Annotated in this window: 18 protein-coding genes; 9 read left to right on the top strand and 9 right to left on the bottom strand. The window is 44.2% G+C overall.

Translation table 11 applies throughout. The annotated features are described in order from the left end of the window. Positions 1 to 45 precede the first annotated feature (45 nt). Positions 46 to 1,887, bottom strand: a complete 1,842-nt coding sequence (locus MJ595_RS12960; protein WP_263078331.1) for an alpha-galactosidase — start codon at positions 1,885 to 1,887, stop codon at positions 46 to 48. Between the two features lie 345 nt (positions 1,888 to 2,232). Here MJ595_RS12960 and MJ595_RS12955 point away from each other — a divergent pair, with 345 nt between their 5' ends. From MJ595_RS12955 to MJ595_RS12945, 3 genes are all read left to right on the top strand, one after another. Beyond that, the gene (locus MJ595_RS12955) at positions 2,233 to 3,279 is read left to right on the top strand and encodes a LacI family transcriptional regulator (RefSeq protein WP_263078330.1); all 1,047 of its coding nucleotides are present in this window, start codon (positions 2,233 to 2,235) and stop codon (positions 3,277 to 3,279) included. Between the two features lie 475 nt (positions 3,280 to 3,754). Continuing rightward, positions 3,755 to 5,230, top strand: coding sequence for a hypothetical protein (locus MJ595_RS12950; protein WP_263078329.1), 1,476 nt, complete (start codon positions 3,755 to 3,757; stop codon positions 5,228 to 5,230). Beyond that, the gene (locus tag MJ595_RS12945) at positions 5,193 to 5,885 is read left to right on the top strand and encodes a hypothetical protein (RefSeq protein WP_263078328.1); all 693 of its coding nucleotides are present in this window, start codon (positions 5,193 to 5,195) and stop codon (positions 5,883 to 5,885) included. The genes MJ595_RS12950 and MJ595_RS12945 overlap by 38 nt, the downstream gene beginning before the upstream one ends. 277 nt (positions 5,886 to 6,162) lie before the next feature. On the opposite strand, the gene MJ595_RS12940 is transcribed toward MJ595_RS12945, so the two are convergent. Next, positions 6,163 to 7,758, bottom strand: a complete 1,596-nt coding sequence (locus MJ595_RS12940) for an ABC-F family ATPase (protein WP_263078327.1) — start codon at positions 7,756 to 7,758, stop codon at positions 6,163 to 6,165. Positions 7,759 to 8,284: 526 nt separating this feature from the next. On the opposite strand from MJ595_RS12940, the gene MJ595_RS12935 reads away from it, so the two are divergent. The 3 genes from MJ595_RS12935 (at position 8,285) to MJ595_RS12925 (ending at position 11,477) form a co-directional block, all read left to right on the top strand. Continuing rightward, positions 8,285 to 8,977: a hypothetical protein gene (locus MJ595_RS12935; RefSeq protein WP_263078326.1), complete on the top strand. Its 693-nt coding sequence runs from the start codon at positions 8,285 to 8,287 to the stop codon at positions 8,975 to 8,977. A gap of 101 nt (positions 8,978 to 9,078) precedes the next feature. Then, positions 9,079 to 10,446 (top strand): transposase, encoded by a 1,368-nt coding sequence (locus tag MJ595_RS12930; protein WP_263078002.1) that lies wholly within the window; start codon positions 9,079 to 9,081, stop codon positions 10,444 to 10,446. Positions 10,447 to 10,913: 467 nt separating this feature from the next. Next, positions 10,914 to 11,477, top strand: coding sequence for a hypothetical protein (locus MJ595_RS12925; RefSeq protein ID WP_263078324.1), 564 nt, complete (start codon positions 10,914 to 10,916; stop codon positions 11,475 to 11,477). Positions 11,478 to 11,617: 140 nt separating this feature from the next. Here MJ595_RS12925 and MJ595_RS12920 read toward each other — a convergent pair whose 3' ends face one another. The 3 genes from MJ595_RS12920 to MJ595_RS12910 form a co-directional block, all read right to left on the bottom strand. Then, on the bottom strand, positions 11,618 to 13,117 hold the full coding sequence (locus MJ595_RS12920) for an oligopeptide:H+ symporter (RefSeq protein ID WP_263078323.1): 1,500 nt from the start codon (positions 13,115 to 13,117) through the stop codon (positions 11,618 to 11,620). A 413-nt stretch (positions 13,118 to 13,530) separates the two neighbouring features. Continuing rightward, a complete protein-coding gene (locus MJ595_RS12915; RefSeq protein WP_263078322.1) occupies positions 13,531 to 14,139 on the bottom strand; it encodes a hypothetical protein in 609 nt (202 codons plus the stop codon). Between the two features lie 112 nt (positions 14,140 to 14,251). Then, complete coding sequence (locus tag MJ595_RS12910) at positions 14,252 to 15,586, bottom strand: transposase (RefSeq protein ID WP_263078000.1); 1,335 nt, start codon at positions 15,584 to 15,586, stop codon at positions 14,252 to 14,254. Positions 15,587 to 16,218: 632 nt separating this feature from the next. Here MJ595_RS12910 and MJ595_RS12905 point away from each other — a divergent pair. After that, positions 16,219 to 16,404: a stabilization protein gene (locus MJ595_RS12905; protein WP_263078321.1), complete on the top strand. Its 186-nt coding sequence runs from the start codon at positions 16,219 to 16,221 to the stop codon at positions 16,402 to 16,404. Positions 16,405 to 16,547: 143 nt separating this feature from the next. Here MJ595_RS12905 and MJ595_RS12900 read toward each other — a convergent pair whose 3' ends face one another. From MJ595_RS12900 to MJ595_RS12885, 4 genes are all read right to left on the bottom strand, one after another. Next, positions 16,548 to 17,771 (bottom strand): type II secretion system F family protein, encoded by a 1,224-nt coding sequence (locus tag MJ595_RS12900; RefSeq protein ID WP_263322505.1) that lies wholly within the window; start codon positions 17,769 to 17,771, stop codon positions 16,548 to 16,550. Between the two features lie 244 nt (positions 17,772 to 18,015). Further along, positions 18,016 to 18,822: a symmetrical bis(5'-nucleosyl)-tetraphosphatase gene (locus MJ595_RS12895; RefSeq protein WP_263078320.1), complete on the bottom strand. Its 807-nt coding sequence runs from the start codon at positions 18,820 to 18,822 to the stop codon at positions 18,016 to 18,018. Positions 18,823 to 18,834: 12 nt separating this feature from the next. Then, entirely contained in the window at positions 18,835 to 19,641 is an 807-nt protein-coding gene (rsmA, locus tag MJ595_RS12890) for a 16S rRNA (adenine(1518)-N(6)/adenine(1519)-N(6))-dimethyltransferase RsmA (RefSeq protein WP_263078319.1), read from the bottom strand. Positions 19,642 to 20,849: 1,208 nt separating this feature from the next. Continuing rightward, entirely contained in the window at positions 20,850 to 21,605 is a 756-nt protein-coding gene (locus tag MJ595_RS12885; RefSeq protein ID WP_263078318.1) for a hypothetical protein, read from the bottom strand. 490 nt (positions 21,606 to 22,095) lie between these two features. On the opposite strand from MJ595_RS12885, the gene MJ595_RS12880 reads away from it, so the two are divergent. Further along, the gene (locus tag MJ595_RS12880) at positions 22,096 to 22,554 is read left to right on the top strand and encodes a hypothetical protein (RefSeq protein ID WP_263078316.1); all 459 of its coding nucleotides are present in this window, start codon (positions 22,096 to 22,098) and stop codon (positions 22,552 to 22,554) included. 195 nt (positions 22,555 to 22,749) lie between these two features. After that, positions 22,750 to 23,313, top strand: a complete 564-nt coding sequence (locus tag MJ595_RS12875; protein ID WP_263078315.1) for a hypothetical protein — start codon at positions 22,750 to 22,752, stop codon at positions 23,311 to 23,313. Positions 23,314 to 23,514: the final 201 nt, after the last annotated feature.

The raw sequence follows: 23,514 nt of genomic DNA, 5'->3' as shown, positions 1-23,514 counted from the left end.
TTTTTTCATGGAGCCTGCTGTGACCAGAACGCCTACAGGCTTTGATTAATACCTTGTCAGTGACAGATAGCCGGATTCAGGAACAGGGATTTCATTCAGCCCCTTATTCAGGCTTAGCTGCTCCTTCTTGATAATACGGCCAAGGCAGTCTACGGTTTGGGCTTTAACAACCACTGCTATGGCACTTTTCACAACAAGGCTTTTTTCCATAGCCCCATTCACAAGAATGATGGTTTGTTCTTCTGTAGAGAAAATATCCACTACCATACGGGCATGAACGGTAATGATCTTTTGACTGCCAAGCTGGCTTTCAATAACCGGGTACTGCATTTCAGGATAAACAGCCCTTAACTTGCCCTTGAGCAGAAGCGCCCGGTTTGCCCGCCAGAAACCCAGCCAGTGCCGGATCATCTGCCGATGCGTTTCAGACAGCTCTTTTATGTCCGGTGAGATCTGGGGAACAGAAAACAGGGTATTGATAAAGTGCAGACTGGCACTTTCTATAGAGTCCTCAGGGGACCAGATAAACATATCGGAGTGAACTGCCGTATTTCCGGAAAAGAGCCGGAGATCCATGATGCTCATGCGGTTCATGATGGAGTCGTTGGGACAGTCGTGAACTCGAAACATGTTGCCGTACTTACGGATCATCGGACCGATGTAGCGCTGGCGAAACTCGATCATAATGTCCGGCCTGATGGTGGTCAGCGCCTTGCGGACCGCCATCATCAAGGCATCAACCGCTTCCGGCAGAGATTCTGTATCACGGTCCTGATCAGGTTCAAGAGCCCGCCCCTGGGCAGAGGCCATATTGAACTCATCGATAAAGTCCAGCTTCAGGCCATCCAGCCCATAGTCTTCAACAACACGGCAGTAGGTGTTAATCAGATACTCACGAACCTTTGGGTATCTGGGATCCAGTGTTCCGGTCTGGTTCTGCTCGCTGTAGAACAACAGGTTGTCTTTGAATTCATTCCAGATTTTGCAACCCTGCCCGATAAAAGGCACGCTGAGCCAGAGCATGTATTTCATGCCCATTGCCTGCACCCTGGCGACGTGGCCTTCCATATCCGGAAAACGGCTCAGGGCAACCTGCCAGTCACCACAAAAACGGTAGCCGCGGTTATTGTCTTCTGTCTGCCAGCCATCATCGAGAATGATCGTCCGGCAGCCCATTTCCGATGAAAGACGACATTGATCTTCGATTTCCTGTTGTTCAAGATTCTGATGGAAGCTGTACCAGGTTGAGTACACAGGCTCCAGAGCCGAATCAGGAACCGGCATCTGGTCATTGCCCAGCACCTCTTCATACCAGTGAGCCATGCTTTCAATCGCTTCATAATAAGGTATGGAACGGATATCCAGGCGTAATCTTCCCCCATAGCAGGTACGAGGTGCTGAGGGTTCGCTGAATAGCCGCATGCGGATGCGACCGACGCGGTCTTCTTCATAGGCACCGGCATGAACTTTTACACTTTCTCTGGCATCTGAAAAGGCAAAACCCAGTCGGTTTTCACCCGTCTGGCTATAGAAGCACCCCACCGGCGCAACCTGGCTGATCTGGCTGTCATAGTACGGCCACCATTCCGGAATGCCTTTGTTGCGTATGGATTTTGGGTGTCCGTGGAGACAGGGAGTCCAGCAGGAATGCATACTGATAAAGGGGAAGTGGATATCAATAATAGTTTCTGGAAAAACTATGGGTGTTTCAGAAAAAATATGGAAATCAATAAAAAGAATATCCCCTTCCCTGCGTTTTATATGACTCATGCTTAAAGAGTCACTGTCTTGGGGAATGGATAAATGGACAGATAATTGTTCTATATTAAGCCGCTCTTCCACGAGATAGCCCCTGATCAGATCGCGTTGCCCTTCGATTTGTTGCATAAAAACAATTCAGTCGGGCAATCAGGATAAACGTTGATGTCAGAAACCCAAGGGGTTGTCAGCAGCTGTGCCCTTGAGGTTGACACTACTTGGCGAACACGTGTTCCTTATGGTATCTGGAACAGTTGTTCGCTTCATCTGATATTCACGAATAAGATGGACAGGCTGTAGTATCCTGTGACACAGATCAATATTTTCAGGCTGTGTCTATATCATCTCATTAGCCCGGATTTCCCAACTGTGATGTGCTGATATAATGTCTCCATCCTTTCACTATTTTATTTGATTCAGCCATTCGGTAACTGCAGTTTATTTGTGTTTGCCTGGCTTTACTGATTCCTGTCCATGAATAAGCCTAAAATAGTCAATAGTACCCAGATAGCCCGGTTAGCAGGCGTTTCCAGAAGCACTGTTTCTAAAGTGATTAATAACTACCCCGAAATCCCGGAAGAGACAAAAGAAAAAGTACAAGCCGTTATCAAGGAGCACCGTTATACACCCAACACTTCCGCCCGTGTGCTTAAAGGTAAGGCCCAGGATGTCATTGCCCTTTATGTCTATGCTTCTGCCATTGACAGCGAAGCAGACTCTCTCTGTCAGTTGGGTTCTCATTATGTAATGGGGGTCATCTCCAATTTCATCATGGCAGCCAATCAACAGGATCATAGAATAATGATAGAGCTGCTTAAGTACGGAGAGGATGAACAGGAGGTGCTGCACCGGATTCAGGGGCATTTTGAGTCGAAAAGTATTGCTGCCGCCGCATTTCTCGGGCTACCGGTAACCCCTGGATTTATCGACAGACTGGTGGCTGAAAATCTGCCCATTGCGGTTATTGACCGTCCTGTTGATACCCGCATGCAAGCGGTAAATATCTATACAGATGACTATCAGGGGATGCAGGATGCGACTCATCATCTGATAAACAAAGGTTATCGTCGTATAGCCTTTATCAGTGGTGACAGGGATAAATATTCTGCCCGTATGAGAGCTGAAGGGTATCACCGGGCTATGGAAAAATATAATCTCAATGTGAATGTTATTTCTGGGGAGTACTCAGAAAAGTCCGGTGCTAATGCAGCGGATACATTATTGGCAATGGCACCTCGTCCAGATGCCGTCGTTTGTGCTTCCGATGCCATTGCCTATGGACTGATCCAAAGGCTGCATTTGGTGGATCAGGACTATTTAAAAAAGCTCGGCCTGGTTGGTTTTGATGACAACGCCTTCAATGACTTTCAGTACCCTCCCCTGTCTTCAGTAAAAGTAGATTTTGCTGCCATGGCACACCGCACAGTATCGGCACTGCTGAAGCCGGAAACCTTTGACGCAACGCCAATCCCGATCAAGCTGGTTGTGAGAGCCTCTAGTGCATCATTTCAAAGACGTTGACGTTTAGCATCTCCATTCACCCTGAACTCTGAGTCTGATAAAGAACTCAGGATGAACGGAGATTCTATGGGTATTAACACTGAGTGGCATTCGCTGTTTAAAAATGGAAAAGATTCCACTTGTGTCTTGGTTTCTAATTTTCAGGTGAAAGGCTTAATAAATAAACTATATTTAACTGTCTATCCGTGCAAAGGAGTCATCCTATGCTAAATTTTTCACGAATAAAAACTGTTATTACTGTCTTAATCCTGTTGTTTTTCTCTCAACTAAGTTATTCATTAATGGTTGAGGGTGTAGATATAGAGGAAGCAGTCAAGGAGGGTAAATTAAATGAAATTAAAAAATTGGTTCAAGAGTACCCTGATTCATTGGGGTGAAAGTCTCAAATTGACCGAGCTTCTTCAGCTTGCCAACCGGGGAAAGTAGTAGGCAGCTATTTTTTCAATGCTTAAACAGAAGGCAGCCAATCACAGGTATGATGTTGATAGCACACAACACCTTGCCAGTGAGAGGCCGCCCCATGGAAGTATGTCAGCTACGGACTGAAGCCGCCACCATTTCTTGTGATGCGATTCAACGGTTAGGCCACCAATTGCAGGCTCTGCGAGAGTCTGGCAATCCTATCAGGCACTTTGAAGAGTTTGAGCAGACCGTTAATGCTCTCTTTAATCAAGCTCAGCAAGATTTTTTAGCAGAGGCGCTGGCTGAGCTTGATATTGATACCCCAGCTATTGAGGTCAGCGGGATCACTTATAAGCAGGTGTTGCGCAGTTATAAAACCTACCAGACAGCGGTTGGTTCAGTCCGGGTTATGCGAACACTTTACCGTAACGGCAAAGAGCCGTGTATCGTGCCCATGGAGTTGAAAGCCGGGATCGTGGAAGGCTTCTGGACGCCTCGGGCTGCAAAGCAAGCTGCCTGGGTTGTTGCTCAAATGTCTCCCGGTGAAGCAAAAAGCCTCCTTGATCTCATGGGAGGTATGTCTCCCTCAGAAAGCAGTCTTGCTCGTTTCCCCAGGCAATTTAATACTCAGTGGGAACAGCACCGTGAGCCTTTTGAAGAGATGCTTATTGAGAAACTTAACGTGCCCACCAATGCGGTCACAGTAGCCGCCTCCCTGGATGGCGTTATGCTGCCCATGAAAGATGGCAAACGAGTAGAAAAGCGAGCCAGGAGCGCTTCTGAAGGCAAACGGACTCAAGGGCCAACAGGTTGCAAGGAGGCCAGTTGCGGAACTTTGTCGTTTTACGATCAACAGGGGGAGCGTTTATCAACAGTCCGCATAGGACGAATGCCAGAAACTAAAAAACTCACACTCAAGCAGTCTTTGTCAGCACTATTGCAAGAAGCGTTGCGACAAAAGCCACAGCTGTCACTGGTCAAAGTCGCTGATGGCGCCAAGGACAACTGGTCATACCTTTCCCGGGAACTACCAGCGGGTGTTGAGGTTATTGATTACTACCACGCAGCCGATCACCTGAAGAAAGCATTTGACCAGGCTTATGGAGAAAACAGCATCAAGTCCAAAGAAAAGTTTGTCACTTACCGACACGTCCTCAAAGAGGAACTTGATGGGGTTGAGCGCATTATTAAAGCCCTGGCTTATCAGCATAAAAAGCATCCGCGCCGCTCAAAATTAAAGACCGAGCTGGAGTATTTCAGAAAAAATCGCCAGCGTATGCGCTATGCTGAACACTTGTCGAATAACCTTCCGATCGGCTCTGGTGTGGTAGAGGCAGCCTGTAAAACCTTGGTTACCCAGCGGATGAAGTGCTCAGGTATGCGCTGGAGAAATCCGGGTGGTCAGGGCATATTGACGCTTCGGTCATTAGTTCAGAGCCACTGGTTTGAAAATGGCTGGAAGTTATTTGCTGCAACTTATTGCGAGAAAGTCACCAAGGCTGCTACAAGCAATGTCATACCATTCCCTGAGAAAGGTGGCAGTGTTTAGTTGTGGTCAATATGAGACTTTCACCCATTCATTGAGTCTAATCTTTACTAAAGAGGATAAAGAAAAAGAAGACATGACATGGCCTGCATGGGCGGTAATATTTGCTGCTCACTTCGGCAGAGAGAACGTTATTACATATCTCGCGGAGCAAATTGAGGGAGTGCTTAATGAACAAGTCATCATGATAGGTGAAACCATGCCATTGTTTGCCGGTGCAGTGATTGGGGCAACCCTGAACGGCAGGGTTGATATGATTGAGTACTTGAAGACGCAAGTGGAGGATCCACTGAATAATACTGTCATCATAGAAGGTAAAGTGGTTAAAGTGGGTGTAGTGGCATTGGCAGTGGCTGCTAATGAAGGCAGGAAAGATATGATTGAATACTTTGAAAAGCAAGTGGAGGATGTACTGAACCAAATAATGGTACACGAAGGCATAACCATGACGGTTGCGGCCGCGGCTGCGATGGATGCTATTTGTGGAAGACGGGAAAATATAATTCAATATCTTGAGCAGCAAGTAGCCGGGCTGTGGGATCAACAGGTCACCAGGGATGATGGGACTACCCAGTCAGTCCATCAAATGGCAATAGAGGAAGCTGAAGATAACCAGGAGATGATGGAACTCCTTGACAAGAGGGCGGGAAGCCAATAGCAGGCTTCCACAACTCCATATGAATCACAAGTCAAAACAGCCTGCTGTTTCCTGGATTGCTTCCGCTTGATAAAGAAGTAAAAAGTTCAGGAAGCCATGCCTGCCTGAACCGCACCAGTCAAATATCCGGACTAGAAAGCAGGCGCTTTCTAAATGGGCGCGGCTCAGGTATATATGGTTGAATGAACGAAGTTAGGTGTCTCAGATTCCTCTCAGGATTACTGGCATTATAACATCAAAGAGGGTTCATCTACTCCACAGGCTCTTCTGGTAAGTATTACGCCTCTTCAATTCCCTGGCTACGCAGGTAATCGTCATAGCTTCCATGGAAGTCAACGATACCACTGTCTTTTATTTCGATAATACGTGTGGCCAGGGAAGAAACAAACTGGCGGTCGTGGGAAACAAAGACCAGTGTGCCTTTATAATTTTCCAGCGCCAGGTTCAAGGACTCAATGGATTCCATATCCATATGGTTGGTGGGTTCATCCATCAGCAGAATATTGGGTTTTTGCTGGATCAGCTTGCCAAACAGCATACGGCCCTGTTCCCCTCCGGAAATCACCTTAACGGATTTACCGATATCACGCTGGGAGAACAGCATCCGACCCAGTACACCACGAATGGCCTGTTCATCATCACCTTCATTCTTCCACTGACTCATCCAGTCGTACAGGGTCATATCCTGCTCAAACTCATCACTGTGGTTCTGGGCGTAATAACCAATATTGGCATTTTCTGACCACTGAATAGTGCCGGTTCGGGGTGTCATTCGTCCTGCCAGGGTGTGTAGCAGCGTGGTTTTACCAATACCGTTCTGGCCAATGATCGCGATGCGTTCACCCACCTCAACCATCAGGTTGACCTCTTTAAACAGGTCTTCCTCGTATCCCTGGCTCATTTTTTCTACGATCAGGGCATTACGGAACAGTTTCTTTTCCTGTTCGAAGCGAATAAAAGGATTCTGACGGCTGGATGGCTTAATCTCTTCCAGTTTGATTTTATCAATCTGGCGAGCCCTGGAGGTGGCCTGTTTTGCCTTGGAGGCATTGGCAGAGAATCGGCTAACAAAGGACTGGAGCTCGGCAATCTGGGCTTTCTTCTTGGCATTTTCAGCCTGTAGACGCTCACGGGCCTGGGTTGCCGCAGTCATGTATTCATCGTAGTTGCCTGGCAGCACCTGCAACCGGCCATAATCAAGATCCGCCATATGGGTGCAGACACTGTTCAGGAAATGACGGTCGTGGGAAATGATTATCATGGTGCAGTCGCGCTGTTTTAGAACATCTTCCAGCCAGCGAATGGCATTAATATCCAGGTTGTTGGTGGGTTCGTCCAACAGCATGATGTCGGGGTCAGCAAACAGCACCTGCGCCAGCAGTACCCGCAGTTTCCAGCCAGGTGCCACGGCACTCATGGGGCCATAATGCTGTTCTATGGGAATATCCAGACCCAGCAGTAACTCACCGGCACGGGCCTCAGCGGAATAACCATCCATTTCACCGAACTGCACTTCCAGATCAGCAACCCGCATACCCTCTTCTTCACTCATATCCCCTTTGGCGTAGATGGCATCACGTTCTGACTTTACTTTCCATAGCTCCGCGTGTCCCATAATCACGGTATCAATCACCGTATACTCTTCATAGGCAAACTGATCCTGGTTCAGCTTGGCCATGCGCTCGTTGGGGTCTTTCATCACTGTCCCGGAGGTGGGTTCCAGCTCGCCACCCAGAATTTTCATCAGGGTTGACTTGCCACAACCGTTTGCGCCAATCAACCCGTAGCGATTGCCTTCGCCAAATTTGACGCTGATGTCTTCAAAAAGGGGCTTGTCCCCAAACTGGATGGTGATATTGGCTGTGGAAATCAAATTTTTGTCCTGCTTTGTGTGCTAAGGGAAACCAGCGGGGCAGACTACAGTGATAGAGGCCTCTACGCCAATAGGTACTTTACAGACTTCCTTAATTGTAACAGCCTCAGGGGGTTGATAGGCGAGCTTTATTATCTATGGTATGCGCTTGGTAAAAGACATATACAACCTTAAAATCTCACACACGATAATAAGGTCACATCAATTTCAACATTACGTAGGGTTTTACGGTCAGCCAAAAACAAAGGCGTAAAGAGATGCTGAGGCCTCTAAAAACAGGGTCTGAAAAACCAGTTATACAGACTGGAGGGATATATCAGTGTATACCCTCTGCCTCTATTTCTCTCCTATATGAATATTAAAGGCCCAATATGTTATCAATACTGACAAGGCTGTCATTTTTTTAGTTCAGAATTAAAGATATATTTGCATAAAATATAGAATATATAGCGAGTTATAGGATTTTACACCAGCAAATAAACAGTAATTTATAATATCTCATCATAAGTGAAAAGGAGGTTCTATTATGATGCATTGTAACTTTATCGATAATGATAATGCTGGTTTATATCGTTCTAAACATAGATTCCAGGCAAACCCTATAAGCTGGCTATCCCGCATGATTTCATCCATCGATTTACAGAGCTATACAAAACCATCAAATCCTCTAAAAAAACTACCTGATACAAAACTGGTACAACGTGAAACTGTGGCAACATGCACGGCCCTTGATGATCAGCAAATAAAACTATTAGAGGCTATTGCGTTTTTAAATATAAAACCAGGCAAAGATGACCCATTAAATGATAGCACTGCAATACAGGACAATCTAATTGAACTTATAAAGAAAGAATCACAAAAACAAGGTATTGACCCAGCAAAAATGACAGAAAATCAATTCAAAAAATTATTAAAAGAAGTCATGAAAGACTTAAATAAAAGAGGGATCAACATTGGCAATAAAACGTTAGAAAAAGGGTCTAATTATAAAAGATGCCTCACTCGACATAAAAAAAACTTCCCTAAATACTGTGAAGACTATGAAAAAATATGTGCTTGCGATAAAATAATGGATGAATATATTGCAACCTGTAAAAAAACAAGTGGTGACTACTGGGTTTATCGTTATGATTATTCCGAAATGGGTGGTAAGTTAATAAGAAATATTAAAAAAGGAAAAATGCCATTTCGAAGCAGCTATTCCCGTGACATCAATTAAATCACTGCAACAGCAAGGCTTACAGTAAATTCCAAATGGAGTGATTTCGCACAAAATAACGTCTACTTTTGATAGGGATACTTTATCAATGGCTGTCTCTCATGGCTTATCCATTCCAAAAAAGTCGTAAGCATCTTTGTGCAAACAGTTTAATTACTACGATTTCTGAAAGTTATGAGCAAATTCCAGATGTCCGACCAAACAAGGATTCCAGAAAAATAACAATACATGATGCCTCCATGTCCGCTTTTGCCATGATGCATCTCAAGTACCCATCGCTCCTCTCGTTTGAGCGTGATAAAACAGAGCAAGAAGTAAGGCATAACCTTGAGCACCTGTATCAGATAAAAAAACGTGCTCCCTGTGATACCAGTATGCGGGAAATCCTGGATCCAATAGATCCCGTAGAGTTCAAAAAGCCTTTTAAGACATTGCTGTCTAACGTCCAAAGGGGCGGATTACTGAAGGCATTCGAATTTCACTGCGGGAACTTGAAAAATCACTACTTGCTCCCGATCGATGGAACTGGGCTATTTTACTCCTGCAATAATAAAAAACCTTGTCAGGAGTGCTGTACTAAAAATAAGGGAAAGGCCAACGAAGCTCACTACCACCAGTTAATGGCAGCATGCATTGCTCACCCGGATCAAAAAACAGTCTTGCCATTGGCACCGGAAGCCATAGTTTGCCAGGACGGTTCGACCAAAAATGACTGTGAAAAAAATGCCATTAAACGGTTGTTTGCCACCATACGAGAGCATCACCCACGTCTAAAGTTCGTTATTCTTCTGGACAGTCTTTATGCTGACAACCCCACTGTCCAACTGATTAAGAGTTATGGCTGGCATTACATCATTGTCGCGAAAGATGGCAACCATGCCTCGCTGGTTGAAGCGATGGATGAGCTGGATAAAGAAGGAAAAGTTCACCGTGCTGAAAAAGTTAATGAAGAGACTGGAATTAAGTGGTGGTTTCGCTATGCCAATGACGTCAGGCTGAACAAGGCAAAATATGCAGAACAGGTTAATGTGCTTGATTTTGTCGAAACCGATAAAAAAGGTAAACAGCATATCTGGTGCTGGGTGACTGATATTCCGCTTAACGAAGAAACCATAGAACCCGTCATGAAAGGAGGGCGCTGCCGATGGCATATTGAGAACCAGACGTTTAACACCCTGAAAAATCAAGGCTACGATCTCGAACATAACTACGGTCACGGTGAGAAGCACTTAGCCACAAATCTGGCCTATCTGACGATGCTTGCTTTTCTCGTAGATCAAATACAGGAACTGTGCTGTCCCCAGTTTCAGGAAGCTTTAAGAACCCGCTCAAAAGGAGTCCGTATAGCATTATGGAAATGGATACAGGGCTATTTTTTGCATTGGCTGATAAAAACGTGGGAGGGGCTTTTTTACACAGTAACTCATGGTATTGAAGAGAAAAGGGTGATTCCATTCGATACATCATAACCGGCCATATCGTAGCTACGTTCAGGGGTGACATTTTTTCTTTAAAGCTCCGCTTTGTTAATTGGCGGCTCAGTTTTGATCGGCTTCATTATTTTTGCTGCCTTATTGTCAATACCAACGATCATCGACGTTCATCATGCGGGAATAGCTGATTTCGAAGAGATTATGTAAATAAAGGAGACTCAATTTACGGCTATGGTTTATACGCAGGTTCAAATAAAACAAGATGGAGTAGTTTTCGATACACTGGTGGATGCCTTTTAAAAATAAAGATTAAGGAAGGTATACCTATTCTACCCCATACTGAAGAAATTCCAGACGAAGTAAAACAGAAACTGGCACAAAAACTATATCAAGAAAATAAAAACTTATTTAAAGATGACAGTGAAGCTAAGGATGCTTTAAAAAGACACCAGAACAAATACCTGAAACAACCCGTAATAGTTGAAATAAGTGGTTCTGAGGCAATGATTTTAAAGCAGCCAGACATTATTGATACCGTTGAAATATATGAAAATGACCATCCTACTAAAATGGAAGAAATATCCCACTTTTCCAATTATAGCGGCCTATATGCCAGGGAAGATGGAAACTATAACCTCCAGATCAAGGGAAAGCCAGCCAACTTCAAAGAAGTAACTATTCCCGATAATGCCAAGCTTGAAGAAACCGATAAAATAGCATTTGGGCATGATGTGTCTGATGTGCTCCCTGTTTTCAGATACACGGATGATGCGGGCCAAGAGTGCCTTGTTGCCCGAAAAGATCAGGATATGACCATGACCCGGCAACTGGCCAGAAAAATCCCCGGACTTGGTTATATGCTTCTACCTCCCACTTATTATCAAACAAAGAAGGTATCAGACTGCCCCAACTACAGAATGATGGAACCTGTCGATGACTTTCTGAGAAGTCATTATCAGGAGAAATTAAAAGGTCCAGAGGGCATTACCTATATGAAAGAAAAAGCAGAAGAAAATACCCGTCAGTTATGGAGGCAGTTTAGTGTTAAGAGAGGGACTTCAGAATAGAATCATTAAACAGGGTGGTTCGTGACTACTACACATAAGCAGTTGACATAATTTACCGGGCTGCGGAACACCCTTGCCAGATCACACAATGCAAGCGGGAAGGTAATTCCTTATACATCCCGCTCTATTAACAAAGATAATCAGGCAATAGCAATACCGCGCTGCCTTAGATTACGTTGCAGTAAGAACATAATAACGCACAGGCCGATTCCGATTATGATACCCACAATGCCCATTTCAGAGAAATAATCTCCGTAGGCGTGGAGGGCTGTCAGCTTATCAATACCCGTTTGAGGAATAGCCACCAGTTTACCCAGCTGGCCAGATACCAGGTTGGACATGGAACTGGACAGATACCAGGCACCCATGGCAAAGGCAATCATGGAAGGATGACAGTAGAGACCGATCATGGAAAGGCCAACGGCACTGACGAATAGCTCGGCAATGGTGATAATAAAGTAAGCCATGCCAACATAGTTGGCACTGGCAACCGCATCACTGTTAGCAGTGGCAGTGCCTGCCCACAGAACAATCATTGAAAAACCGGCAAGCACTACACCCACGGCAAACTGGTAAGGAATAGTGAACTTTTTAAAGGTGTGGTAGAAGCGGGGCAAGGCAGAGCCGATTAACAGAATCACAAACGGGTTGATCATCTGAAACTGTGCGGCTTCCAGCTTAATGCCAAACAGGCTGAGGTCAGTACTGTTTTTGGTGAACAGAACCATGGTGGTGGCCATCTGGTTGTACAGGACAAAAAAGACCACAGCCACCAGAATCAGGAAGGTGGCAACCAGCTGTTTCACGCGATCATCGCCTTTCAGCATCAGGGTACGGATGCAGAATATGCTGATCCCTGATACACAACCAATCCCTATCAGATAGGTACTGATGCCAGGATTCAGGTAAGCAAAAAATGCCAGGGCATAGCCAATGACCAGGTAAGCCAGTACAGGTATACTCCGCTGTCTGGTCATGGGAGTTGCATCCATATCATCAACAATGTTGCTGTAGATCTTTCTCTTGGCAATAAAATTCAGTGCTGCCAGGGCCTTACCTATTACAACAAGAGCCAGCACAGACATGACGCCATAATGGCTTTTCATAAGTAGTGGTGCAATACCAATACCGATCAAGCTGCCCACATTAATAGACATGTAATACACGGTCATACCGGACTTGCTGCCCGCATCGTCCCCCTGATAAATGCGGCTAACCAGGGCAGAGGATGGTGAGGTCACAAAAGAGCTGATGGCTGGAATCAGCGCATAAGCGGCAATAAACACCTTATTGCCAAAAATATGCACATAAGAACTACCAAGGTAAACCAACCCGAAAGCAACAGCCAGCAGGGTAACACCGAGGGTAATACCCCGGCGCAGTCCCAGGTATTTATCAATAATGTAACCACCTACAAAAGGCATGATATAGCCAACCGCCTGGGTGACCCCCATAAACTCATAGGCCTGGGTTTCGGTCATTCCCAAACCGTCTTTAGCCATGGGTAGTGTCAGGAAGAGGATAAATATGGAGCTGATGGAGTAAGAGGCAAACTGACTGAGAAAGGTGATTACGGCAACATTAGACACCTGACGTTTTATTAAGTGACCGTCAGCTGAGCCGGTTAGTGTATGTGACAAAAAAACCCCCTTGAGAACGATTATCTCAATAATGATGGGAAATAAAGCAGTGTGAACGCTGGATTCACTGCATTTTAATTATTGGCGTATGTACAAATCATGATGTCGTATAGCGCATAGACAATAAGTCATCGCACTGAGTCAATATCAAGAAAGTGTAGTCAAGCACTGACTGTCTTTTAACGCTACCATGTGGCCTTTATATTACCATAGGTAATATACGTAAGCCGCTACGTACCACCTTAACCGTGCAGTGTTTTATACTTTCCCCGGATATTGGGGATCGTTCAATTATGCTATAATTTTTAGCTTTTTGTTTAAACAGGAAGGTTCCGATAACCATACAGAAGCAGGATTTAAGACTGTCCGTCTTTTATACAAAAGTGGAGGGATTTCGGATGGCTTCCAACCTTTTAACTGAGATCATCCAGGAATTTCAGCATTCTGGCACAAGCGTCAATTTTATTTTTCAAACTTCTCTCTTTATCTTTTTTTCCTTCTTTTATACTTGCCTGGATACCTTTTTCAGCTATTTCTTTTTTTTTATTAATAAGCTCCCGAAGCTGTTCGATATTTTGAATTAAGCTTTTATCATATTGAATAAGTTTTTCAAAAGCTTCATAGCTATCCCACTGCACAGTTAATGCCAGTAATGGGTTGGTATCAATTCCCGGATGTTCGAACCCTAAATAAGGGGGGAGTGTTTTGATAATATCCTCTGTATCAAATGAGCAATCAACACCACTATCTAACAACCATTGTATAACCTGTAAACTATTTTCTATTTGCACCTTGGAAAAACAGGTCGGATCTGTTTTAGATATAGCATGATGTAAAGGGCATCTCGTTTCAATTTTATTTTCATTATTATCCAACATGCGGCTATTCAACCACTCCTGAAAATCAGCTTCCTCTTTCAGAGCTTCAAGTTTACTCATGTCGCCAGTCTTGCATATTTTATCAAACTCATCATAGGTTAGACCTGCCAGCAATTCCCGCAAACCAGATTCCGGCTGGCACATTTTCAGTTAATTAAAAATGATTTTATCGCGGATGAACAGAGCCAGACTGCTGCTATATCGGCAGTCGGTTTTAATGACAGGTAACACAGGTCACAGGGCTAACATCAACGCTCTATGTCGTATCGACAGTCAGCAACTTCAAGCTCACACTTCGCCCTTCAATGATAGCTGTAAATACGTCTGTCCAGTTATCAATGCAGAACCAGTCAAACAGCCCTCGTATGGCATGCCAGAATGCCTTTTTAGACTTTTTTATCTTGAGCGCTTCCTGGAAGAGCTTGCAAGACAGTTGTTCTATCTGGTTGATGAGGAAGGCCGTAAAAGTCAGGCATGCCAGATTGCTGGCCAGATGCTGCTTTCCGTGCCCGTAATTGTGTTCGAGATGGTAGCCCTGTGTTTTCAGTGTATTGAACGTTTCGTTTTCAATTTTCCATTTAGCGCGTGCTCCTCGCATGAATTTATTCACGTTCTCGGCTGAAAGCTCAATGTCCGTGACCCAGGTGTTGACGTACTTCTTGTTGCCCTCTGGATCAATTTCTATATATTCGAGAAAGTTAACCAGCACATCCGGGTGTGACTTGTTAATGGGGGCACCATTCACAAACCGGAACCAGTGCGTAAACCCTTTATCATCGGTATATTCATAGCGCACCACTTTGTCTGCACAATCCAGCTCATCGACGGCCTGGTATAACGACTCATGGGTTGAATCCTTTGCCACCATAATGAAGCTATAGCCAAAGGACTTTACCAACTTGATGGTCGGTCCATCTGAGTACAGGTCATCAAAAGTCAGAACCAGTGGCAGGTGCGGATGCTCTCTGGATAAATTCGCCAATAGCCGCTTGAGCGCTACCTTCTCACAATCATTCTTTGACGCATCAACTTGTTTGATGATGGGTTCAGGCATTAAAGGTAATACTTCTTTCTTGCCCGGCTTTACCAGACAGCAGGCCAGTAACTGATGGTAGTATTGCGGATTTTTGCTGCCTGGCTTTTTTACACAACACTCAGGACAACTAATCTTCCCTGAGCAAAAGTGCCCCGTACCATCGATAGGCGCAAGATACCCTTCCTCAAAATAAGTGAACTGCTTAAGCCGCCCAGATCGTTGCACAAAGGCAAACAGGCGGGTAAAGAACTTCCTTAAATAGCGTGTTTCGATAGGGTCAATCAGATCCCTCAGATAGGTATCACTGGGGACACAGCTGACATTGTACATCGACTTTAAGTTCTTGAGCCTATCTGGGTTATTGACACAATCCTGATCAAAAGCCAGTAATGAAGGGTATTTCAGGTGCATGACTGCCAGGCCACTCATGACCGCATCATGAAGGACAATTTTGTCATGTTGGCTTTTCTTGCGAAAGTCTGGAATTTGACCCGCTTCATCAGAGACTATTTTGAGCAGTTTTTCAGCAATGGTTCTTGGTTTCGTTAGCGGCACAACATGAGCATCGTTATTATTATTGTGGTGAAATTCTACCGGATAGTCTGCGATTTTAGCAAGAGGCTACCAAGCTACAGCCCTTGTTATTAAGGGCTTTAATCAAGTCTGCGGGAATTGCTGTAGACCTGCATGGGCAGTTAATGAGAAGAAAATGAAAGACAAAAACAGTGATTTTGTTTTAAGCATTAGAGCGACCTTTTCTCTGTTTGCACGAATCAAAATCTATAGTTCAAATATAGAAAAAAAGAAATGGTTAAAAGCAAAAAAACCATGCTGGAGCGAAAAAAACCGTCAATACGGTCATAGGACTGGGCACCAGCCAGCTTATTGCTGATAAACGACGAGCCCAATGGCTGTTGGCAGGATGAATAGTGCTGAGTTACGAGAGTGCCTGATATCAGCTGGATAGGTTTATCATATTGCTTACCTGGTGTTAACACCGAGATGCTGTCAATGTGCTAAACCAAAACTCATTTGAAAACCGGATATTCGACGTATTCATTAAGCGAAGCGGTTACTAAAGCGCGCCCATCACAGCTCTATCAAATTGCGGTTCTCTAACTGGGCGCGGTTTAGCATATAAACTGTGAGCACAGTAACCTTAATCTTATAAAGAGAAGGCTATTCCCATGGCGACACTGACCATTAGAAACCTGCCTGATGAACTGGTTGAGCGACTCAAACTAAAAGCCAGCGCTGCTGGCCGTTCCATGGAGCAAGAAGTGAGAGAACTGCTGGAAGCCAGTTACCCTGAAAAACAGGATACCCTTGATCGAATCAGGCATCGCTGCGACTCTAAATTGCCTTTAAGTTAAGAATAACTTTTTGGTTTGTGACGGACCCTCTATCTAAATCAGGGCGATCTCAACCGGTAACCCTTCTCTATTTTTTAAGAGAGAATATAAGATCAGGTATGAATACTACATGTGTAAAAAGTTTTAATACATTTTGATAAAACTTAATTAACCACAGACCCCATCTGGAATATTGGCAGGTACATGGCGATAATCAGGCCTCCCACCAGGACACCCAGTACTGACATGATCAGGGGTTCCATCAGGCTGGTTAAGCCATCCACCATATTGTCCACTTCATCTTCATAATAGTTGGCCACTTTGTCGAGCATTTCATCCAGGGCACCGGATTCTTCACCGATTGAGACCATCTGTATTGCCATTGCAGGGAATACACCGGCACTTCGCATTGAGAGCTGTAACTGCTGACCCGTTGAGACATCCTCTTTGATTTTATGGGCTGCCTCTCTATAAACCACATTACCGGCAGCTCCGGCAACAGAGTCCAGGGCATCCACCAGTGGCACACCTGCCGCAAAGGTGGTTGAAAGGGTTCTGGCGAAGCGGGCGACAGCAGACTTGTCCAGAATCATCCCCAACACAGGAATTTTAAGCAGCAACCGATCCTTGCCATCCCGTGCCGCCTGGGAGCGTTGCAAAACCTGTTTGATAGTAAAAATAATGGCCACCACACCGCCCACCACGTAATACCAGTTCGCCTGTATAAACCGGGACAGGTTGATCACCATTTGAGTAAAGGCAGGAAGCTCAGCACCAAAGCTGGCAAAGACTTCCTCAAACTGGGGAACCACCTTGACTAACAGGATTCCCGTTACGATAAAGGCAATAATAACGACGGCTACAGGGTAGTTCATGGCTTTCTTTATTTTTGCCTTAAGGGCCTCACTTTTTTCTTTGTAGGTAGCGATTCGGTCTAAAAGGGTTTCAAGGGCTCCTGATTGCTCTCCTGACTCCACCAGGTTGCAGTAAAGATCATCGAAATATTTAGGGTGCTTGCGCAGGCCATCGGCCAGGTTGCTACCACCAGCAACATCATTTTTTATCTTGGTAATCAGATCCTTGAGCGCCGGCTTTTCCAGTCCATCGGCGGTGATGTCAAAGGCATTGAGTAAGGGAACGCCCGCCTTGGTCATAGTGGCAAGCTGGCGGGTAAAGAGAGCGATATCCATGGGCTTTATTTTTCCGCCTATAGACCCTCCCAGGGCAATACCCTTCTTTTTAATTTTGGCGGAAACAATGCCCTGTTTTCTTAATTCAGCCTTAAGTAGCGCAATAGTGCTCGCCTGGATTTCGCCAGAAACCTTTTGTCCGTTTTTGTTTTTTCCTTGCCAGAGGTAGGTGGTTTTTTTTTGCTGTTTTCTGGCCATGACAGTTAAATACCCTGAGACGTTCCGACTTAGTGTTAGATCGGCCATGAAACCAAAAAGCACAGGGTTTTTGTTGTTAATTGATTGTTACTGGTGACTGAGCAATAAGGAATTAGAGTGTGGTTAATGAGGAGTTAAAAGCTCATACTATTCACCATCAACCAGGACTCGCTCCCAGCACCCCCAAGGTGTCGCAAAGGCCTCAGGAGCCTGGGAACGACTTCAAAGACATTGAAATAATGTATTAGATACCCTTGACACTGGTTCGAGCCAGGGTTTTGACATTGATGGCGGTCAGGCGTCTGCCCCAGACACAGCCGGTATCCAGAGCATGGATATGAGGCAGGTGACTTTCTCCTTCCAGCGCAGCCCAATGACCAAAGATGATGGACTGGCCGTACATGGGGGCATGCTTGTAGGTGAACCAGGGGGCAAACCCTTTATCAGGGATTGCCGACTTGTTCTTTAGATCCATCCGGCCCTGCTCATCGCAAAAACGCATGCGGGTGAAATAGGTGGCAGCCAGCCGGAGCTTTTTTTTACGGTTCAGGGCATCTTCCCAGCCCAGGGGTTTGTCGGTCTTGAACAGGGTTTTTAGCAGTTTATGGTAATTGTCAGCCTGCAGGGCCTCTTCCAGTTTTCTGGCATAGATTCGGGCCTGGTTCAGGGTCCAGATCGGTGGTATACCGGCATGAACCATGGTTATATCCCTTTTTTTACTGTGGTGCATAAAGGGGCGATGGCGAAGCCAGTGGATCAGCTCATCCTTGTCAGGAGCCACCAGAATTTTCTTAAGGGTATCCGCCTTCTTTTGTCGTCGAATACCGGCGTCCACAGCCAGCAGATGAAGATCGTGATTACCCAGTATGGCAACACAGGATTTCCCCAGGCTCTTTAGAAAACGCAGGGTTGCCAGAGAATCTGGCCCCCGGTTGACCATATCACCCGCTACCCAGAGAGTATCCTTATCGGGGTCAAACCGCAGCTTGTCCAGAAGTCGTCGAAGAGGCTGATAACATCCCTGGATATCACCTACAGCATATACCGCCATACAGTACTTTCCTTAGCAAGAGGTGTCTTCAAGATAATCAGTGATTTTGACGAAATCAGCAAGGTGTAATTGTTCGGGGCGTGTTCCGGGATCAATGCCCAGTTGCTCCAGAGCCTCGGCATTTAAATGTTTTTTAAGGGTGTTTCTAATGGTTTTGCGACGCTGGCTGAAGGCGTCCCGCACGACGATTTCCAGGCGAGCTGTATTTTTGCAAGGGTATGGCAACTCTTTGTGGGGAACCAGGCGGACAATAGCAGAATCCACCTTGGGTGCGGGCCTGAATGAGCCGGGCCCCACGGTAAACAGGTAGTCCACCGCACAGTAATACTGGGTCATAATACCCAAACGGCCATAATGTTTTTCCCCGGGAACGGCTGCCAGGCGCTGCACCACTTCTTTTTGCAGCATAAAGTGCATATCTGCGATCAGCCCCTGGAAGCTCAGCAGGTGGAAGATCAGTGGCGTTGAAATGTTATAGGGCAGGTTGCCAGCCAGACGAAGCGGTCTGTCATCTGTTTTCAGGGTGTTGAAGTCAAACTTCAGGGCATCCGCTTCATGAATCCTGAACTCCCGGTTCAGGCCAAAACGAAGTTTCAGGGTGGGTATCAGATCCCGATCCAGCTCCACCACATCCAGTGCGCCAGCCCTCTGCAACAGTCCTTCTGTTAAAGCCCCCTGTCCGGGACCAATTTCAACCAGCTTCTCTCCTTCTTTGGGATGGATGGCCGCAACAATACGCTCAATCACACCATGGTCATAAAGAAAGTTCTGGCCAAAGCGTTTACGGGCTTTATGAAAGGGAATAGCGGTCTGGGACATAGGGCCTTGCTACCGGGTTATAGGAATCTATCCGAGAGCAGGCACCCACTGAAGAGGCAGTAAATGGGCCTAAGATCTTGCTTGTGGTGATCAAATAGCCTGTTGCTACTCTCCTCACAAACCGGGGTCTTTTGCTCAATTTTCTACCATTCTCGCTACGGGTACTGCTCTTGGACAGACTCTACGACATCAAGCATAAGATGTCGTCACTATATAAGGGGTTAGAAAAAAGGCGAGTATGATAAACCAATGTGTCATGGGAATTCCAACTTCGCCATTATTTATTGAGGGTTTATGGGAAGCGGGTCTTGCAGGAAACCCATCCATTTGGCCTTGGCCCATATGAAAACTCAATGAGTGCTCTGTAAACCTGGTAAGCTCTTAGACTATAGGCTGTGTAATTCGATATCTTGAGGATCTCCGCCCTCTGTGGCAGTACGGGCATAGGATCTACGATAGCAGCGAGTAAAAGGGCGGGCTAACCAGCTGCCAAAATATTGTGCTTTTTTGCTTTTCCATAGGCATATCGCAATAGCGGGTAGCACTACAAACCCGGTTGTGACTGCTACTATAGCGACTATAACATTTGCATCAGTGGCTGTATTTTCATTAGTAGCTATATTTTCATTTATTGAGGCATTGCACCTTCGTTCTTAAATACAGATCGAGCATCTTTGTTCAGATAAGCAAACAAAGCCTTGACATCCTTATCAACTTGCTTCCGCCCTTTCTCTTTGTCGAGCATATCTTGAAGAGTACAGCCAGGGTTTGTTTTGCATAGTTTAATGATCGCCTGTAATAAGGGTTGGTCATGGGCTTTCAGCTCTGACCCTTGAAGTAGGTAAGCAAAAAAACGTTTTATTGTGCACCCGCAAAAATGAGGAATAGACAAGATTCTATAAAGTGAATAAAAGGGTGAAGAAACAATATCTTCAGAAAGAAGAGAGGACGCCTTTCGATTAATATTAAACTCTTGGTCAGTCAGAGTACGGAATTTAATGTAGTCCAGAAGGCTATCAGTTGTCTGGATGGCAATTTCATCCTGTTCAAACTGTTCTGCCAGGTTATTAGGATGATTAAGCAGAATAACCGCATTAGCACTGCTTAATCAAAGAGCCAGAAAACATGCACTTTTTAAGTTGGCACGGTTTAATCAAATTTAGAAGACTCTATTAATCAATAAACCCTATCTAAAAAAACCGAACCACTTACATAAAGTCAATGCCATAGAATGTACTCCTGCCATTATTCAGCTGGCAATATAAAACAGGAATACTAAAATCAGACTGTTCGTTACCTGCAGATGAGATATGCACTAAACTGCCTTTTTCCACTTCATATATTTTATCATCAGCAGATGACATTATGGGATCCATACCACTAAAATTGCCCATTACCTGCAAATTAACACTAATGCCGTAGTTTTCTTTGATATATTCAAAAATAGCGCTCATCTGCTCATTATTATCAACATCAAAATCATCACCAGGCTTTAATTTTTTATTGGCAACCAGGTGTTCCCTCAAAGAATTTGTAAATATTTCTGCCAACCCATAATTAGTACGACCAAATAAGGCTGTTCCTATTGCATCCGGCAAACAGGTTTTCACCCCCAAGTTCTCTCCTGTTTTAAACTTATGGCAATTAAAATTGACACTTCCTAGATTACTTAAAAATAGCTTAACTTTTGCATCCTGCGCTTTCAAATGAGATTTTACACCTTCATTTCTAACCAACTCGGCACATTTTTTACCAATATCAGCAATCCCCTGGCTATCTAAAACAAGTGTATTTCTATCTAAAATATTTTTTTCCAACTCTTTTTCCACTTCTTTCAACGCACTTTCCAGCATCTGCCTGCTAATCTTTTGAGACTTGATATTTCCATCTCGAGAGGTAACCTCCGCTTCAACGCCTTCCTTAGGTGAAATCATGGGTTCAGATGATGAATTGCTTATCTTCATTTTATTTTTCCCTTGCACAGTATCCAGTTACAGTTTCAACTCCTGTAGCAGATATCGGCGTTGAAGAGGCTTACTTCAGAAACAGTGCAAAAAATGATCTGACAGACTGTAGGTAAAGCAGCAAATGGTTGATTGATAGGTAATGATGCTGGAGTCAAATTAATGGACACCTTATAAAACCATGCTACAAAATATAAAGCTCGGGTTAAATATTCTAATCTATTGTTTGTTTACCATATATTCTATCCTATTAACTCTTCTAGTGTCGAGGTTATTATAATGGCTTTTTTTAGAGAATACTGCCTTTCCTGTTGCTTCGTAGCTATAACTCTCCCTCAATTATCATGGGGGGGGGTTAGAGAGACTGGATGACAATAGAGGTTTTAAATACATACCAGACAAAGGTGAAGCTTTTGAGTGGCGGCTGGAATATGCACTTTGGACTGGTATTATTTTTCAAGAAAGAGCACAAAAACACACACCTAAATCCATGCTGAACTTTGCAGAGAAACCGCATGTTACCGTATCAAAGGTATTTCGTGTCACACTAGCGGAGGAAAAAAATACAACTGACTTTTCATTGGGCAGCGAGGATGCTTTTATTGTTTTGCTAGATTCAACTAAAGGTTCAATGAAACCACTTTTCATTTTTTACAGCAAAGACCCTATTTTCCTGTCTTTCCCATTTCAAGAAAAAAAAGAGCACTGGCTGACAGTTCAAGTTCCTGATAATTTTGAAAATAACACAAACACCTCCGTGAAACTCACTTATACTAAAAAAGAAGAATGGATCGATCCCCGGCATCAAAAGATGGAGATAGGAGAAAAAACAAGCGAGAAGGTTGTAACTCGCTATGATGGTCAATATCCTGAATACGTCACTCTCTTTTCTTATACTATCACCTTGGATTTACTTGCAACCATTCAGGAATCGCTGGATATCAACTAAAAGATATATATTCACCTTCCACTGGTTACGCTAATCATCATGTTTACCATCAACTCGAATAGCAGTTTTGTCACCGGGTATTATCAGTGTTTACAGGTAAACGCCCACCATTTACTGATACCCAGCAAGGTGGGTATACCTCCTTTAAACTGCTGTTTGGGTACTAGCCCAAGCCAGCTGTCAGGTTGCATTTTTTTGAAAAAACAGTATTATTTTTTTATATTTATCTTCATTTTTTTTAATATTTATTACCCCCCCCTTAGCGCAAAATTAACTGAGCAACAGCTTGATTCAGTTTTAAAAACCGTTGTAGTTCTAGATGAGAGAGAAGAAGAAATTGATACTTATTGCCTAGATAAAAGAAAAACTGGTTTCTTCTATCACAGGTTAAACAAGACAGGATACCTAGGTTATGTTTCTAATACTTTCTTATTCAATTTTTTAAATAATAAACATCAGTCACAGCCTGATCTTACTGAAGGCTGGATCAATATAATCCCTGCCGCTTTAGTGATTGCAACCCTCATGAAACCCATGATTAAAATCAATCAACACCTAGAATTAGTTGATTTTTATTCAAGTGATACATATTGTATATTGACACTAAAAAACGCAAATTACAGATCAAATAAAACCGTACTAACAAAGATTGAAATTTTCTTTTTCAATAAAGGAAGATATGAAATAAATATAAGTTCAAAATTTCAGAACAGTTTTGTGTGGAATGCTCCTTTGTTTTTTTATATACAGGTCAGTTAGTAACTATTATTTGATTGTTGGAAAGGTAGCAGGAATATTTTCTGCCGATTACTTCAACAGCGACCCTAAGACATTTATTAGTTCACCGAAGGGTTAAAACCACTGGCTTTAGCCAGTGGTTTTTAAATTTTCAGATAACATTCCCTAGCCAGCCGTAATCAAGCTCAGCATACTAACGACCTGAATCCCGCATCAAATCTA

The sequence above is a fragment of the Endozoicomonas sp. Mp262 genome (genome assembly GCF_025643335.1).
GTDB lineage: Bacteria > Pseudomonadota > Gammaproteobacteria > Pseudomonadales > Endozoicomonadaceae > Endonucleibacter.
Note: the sequence above shows the minus strand (reverse complement) of the source record. Positions and strands in the feature narration are given on the sequence as shown.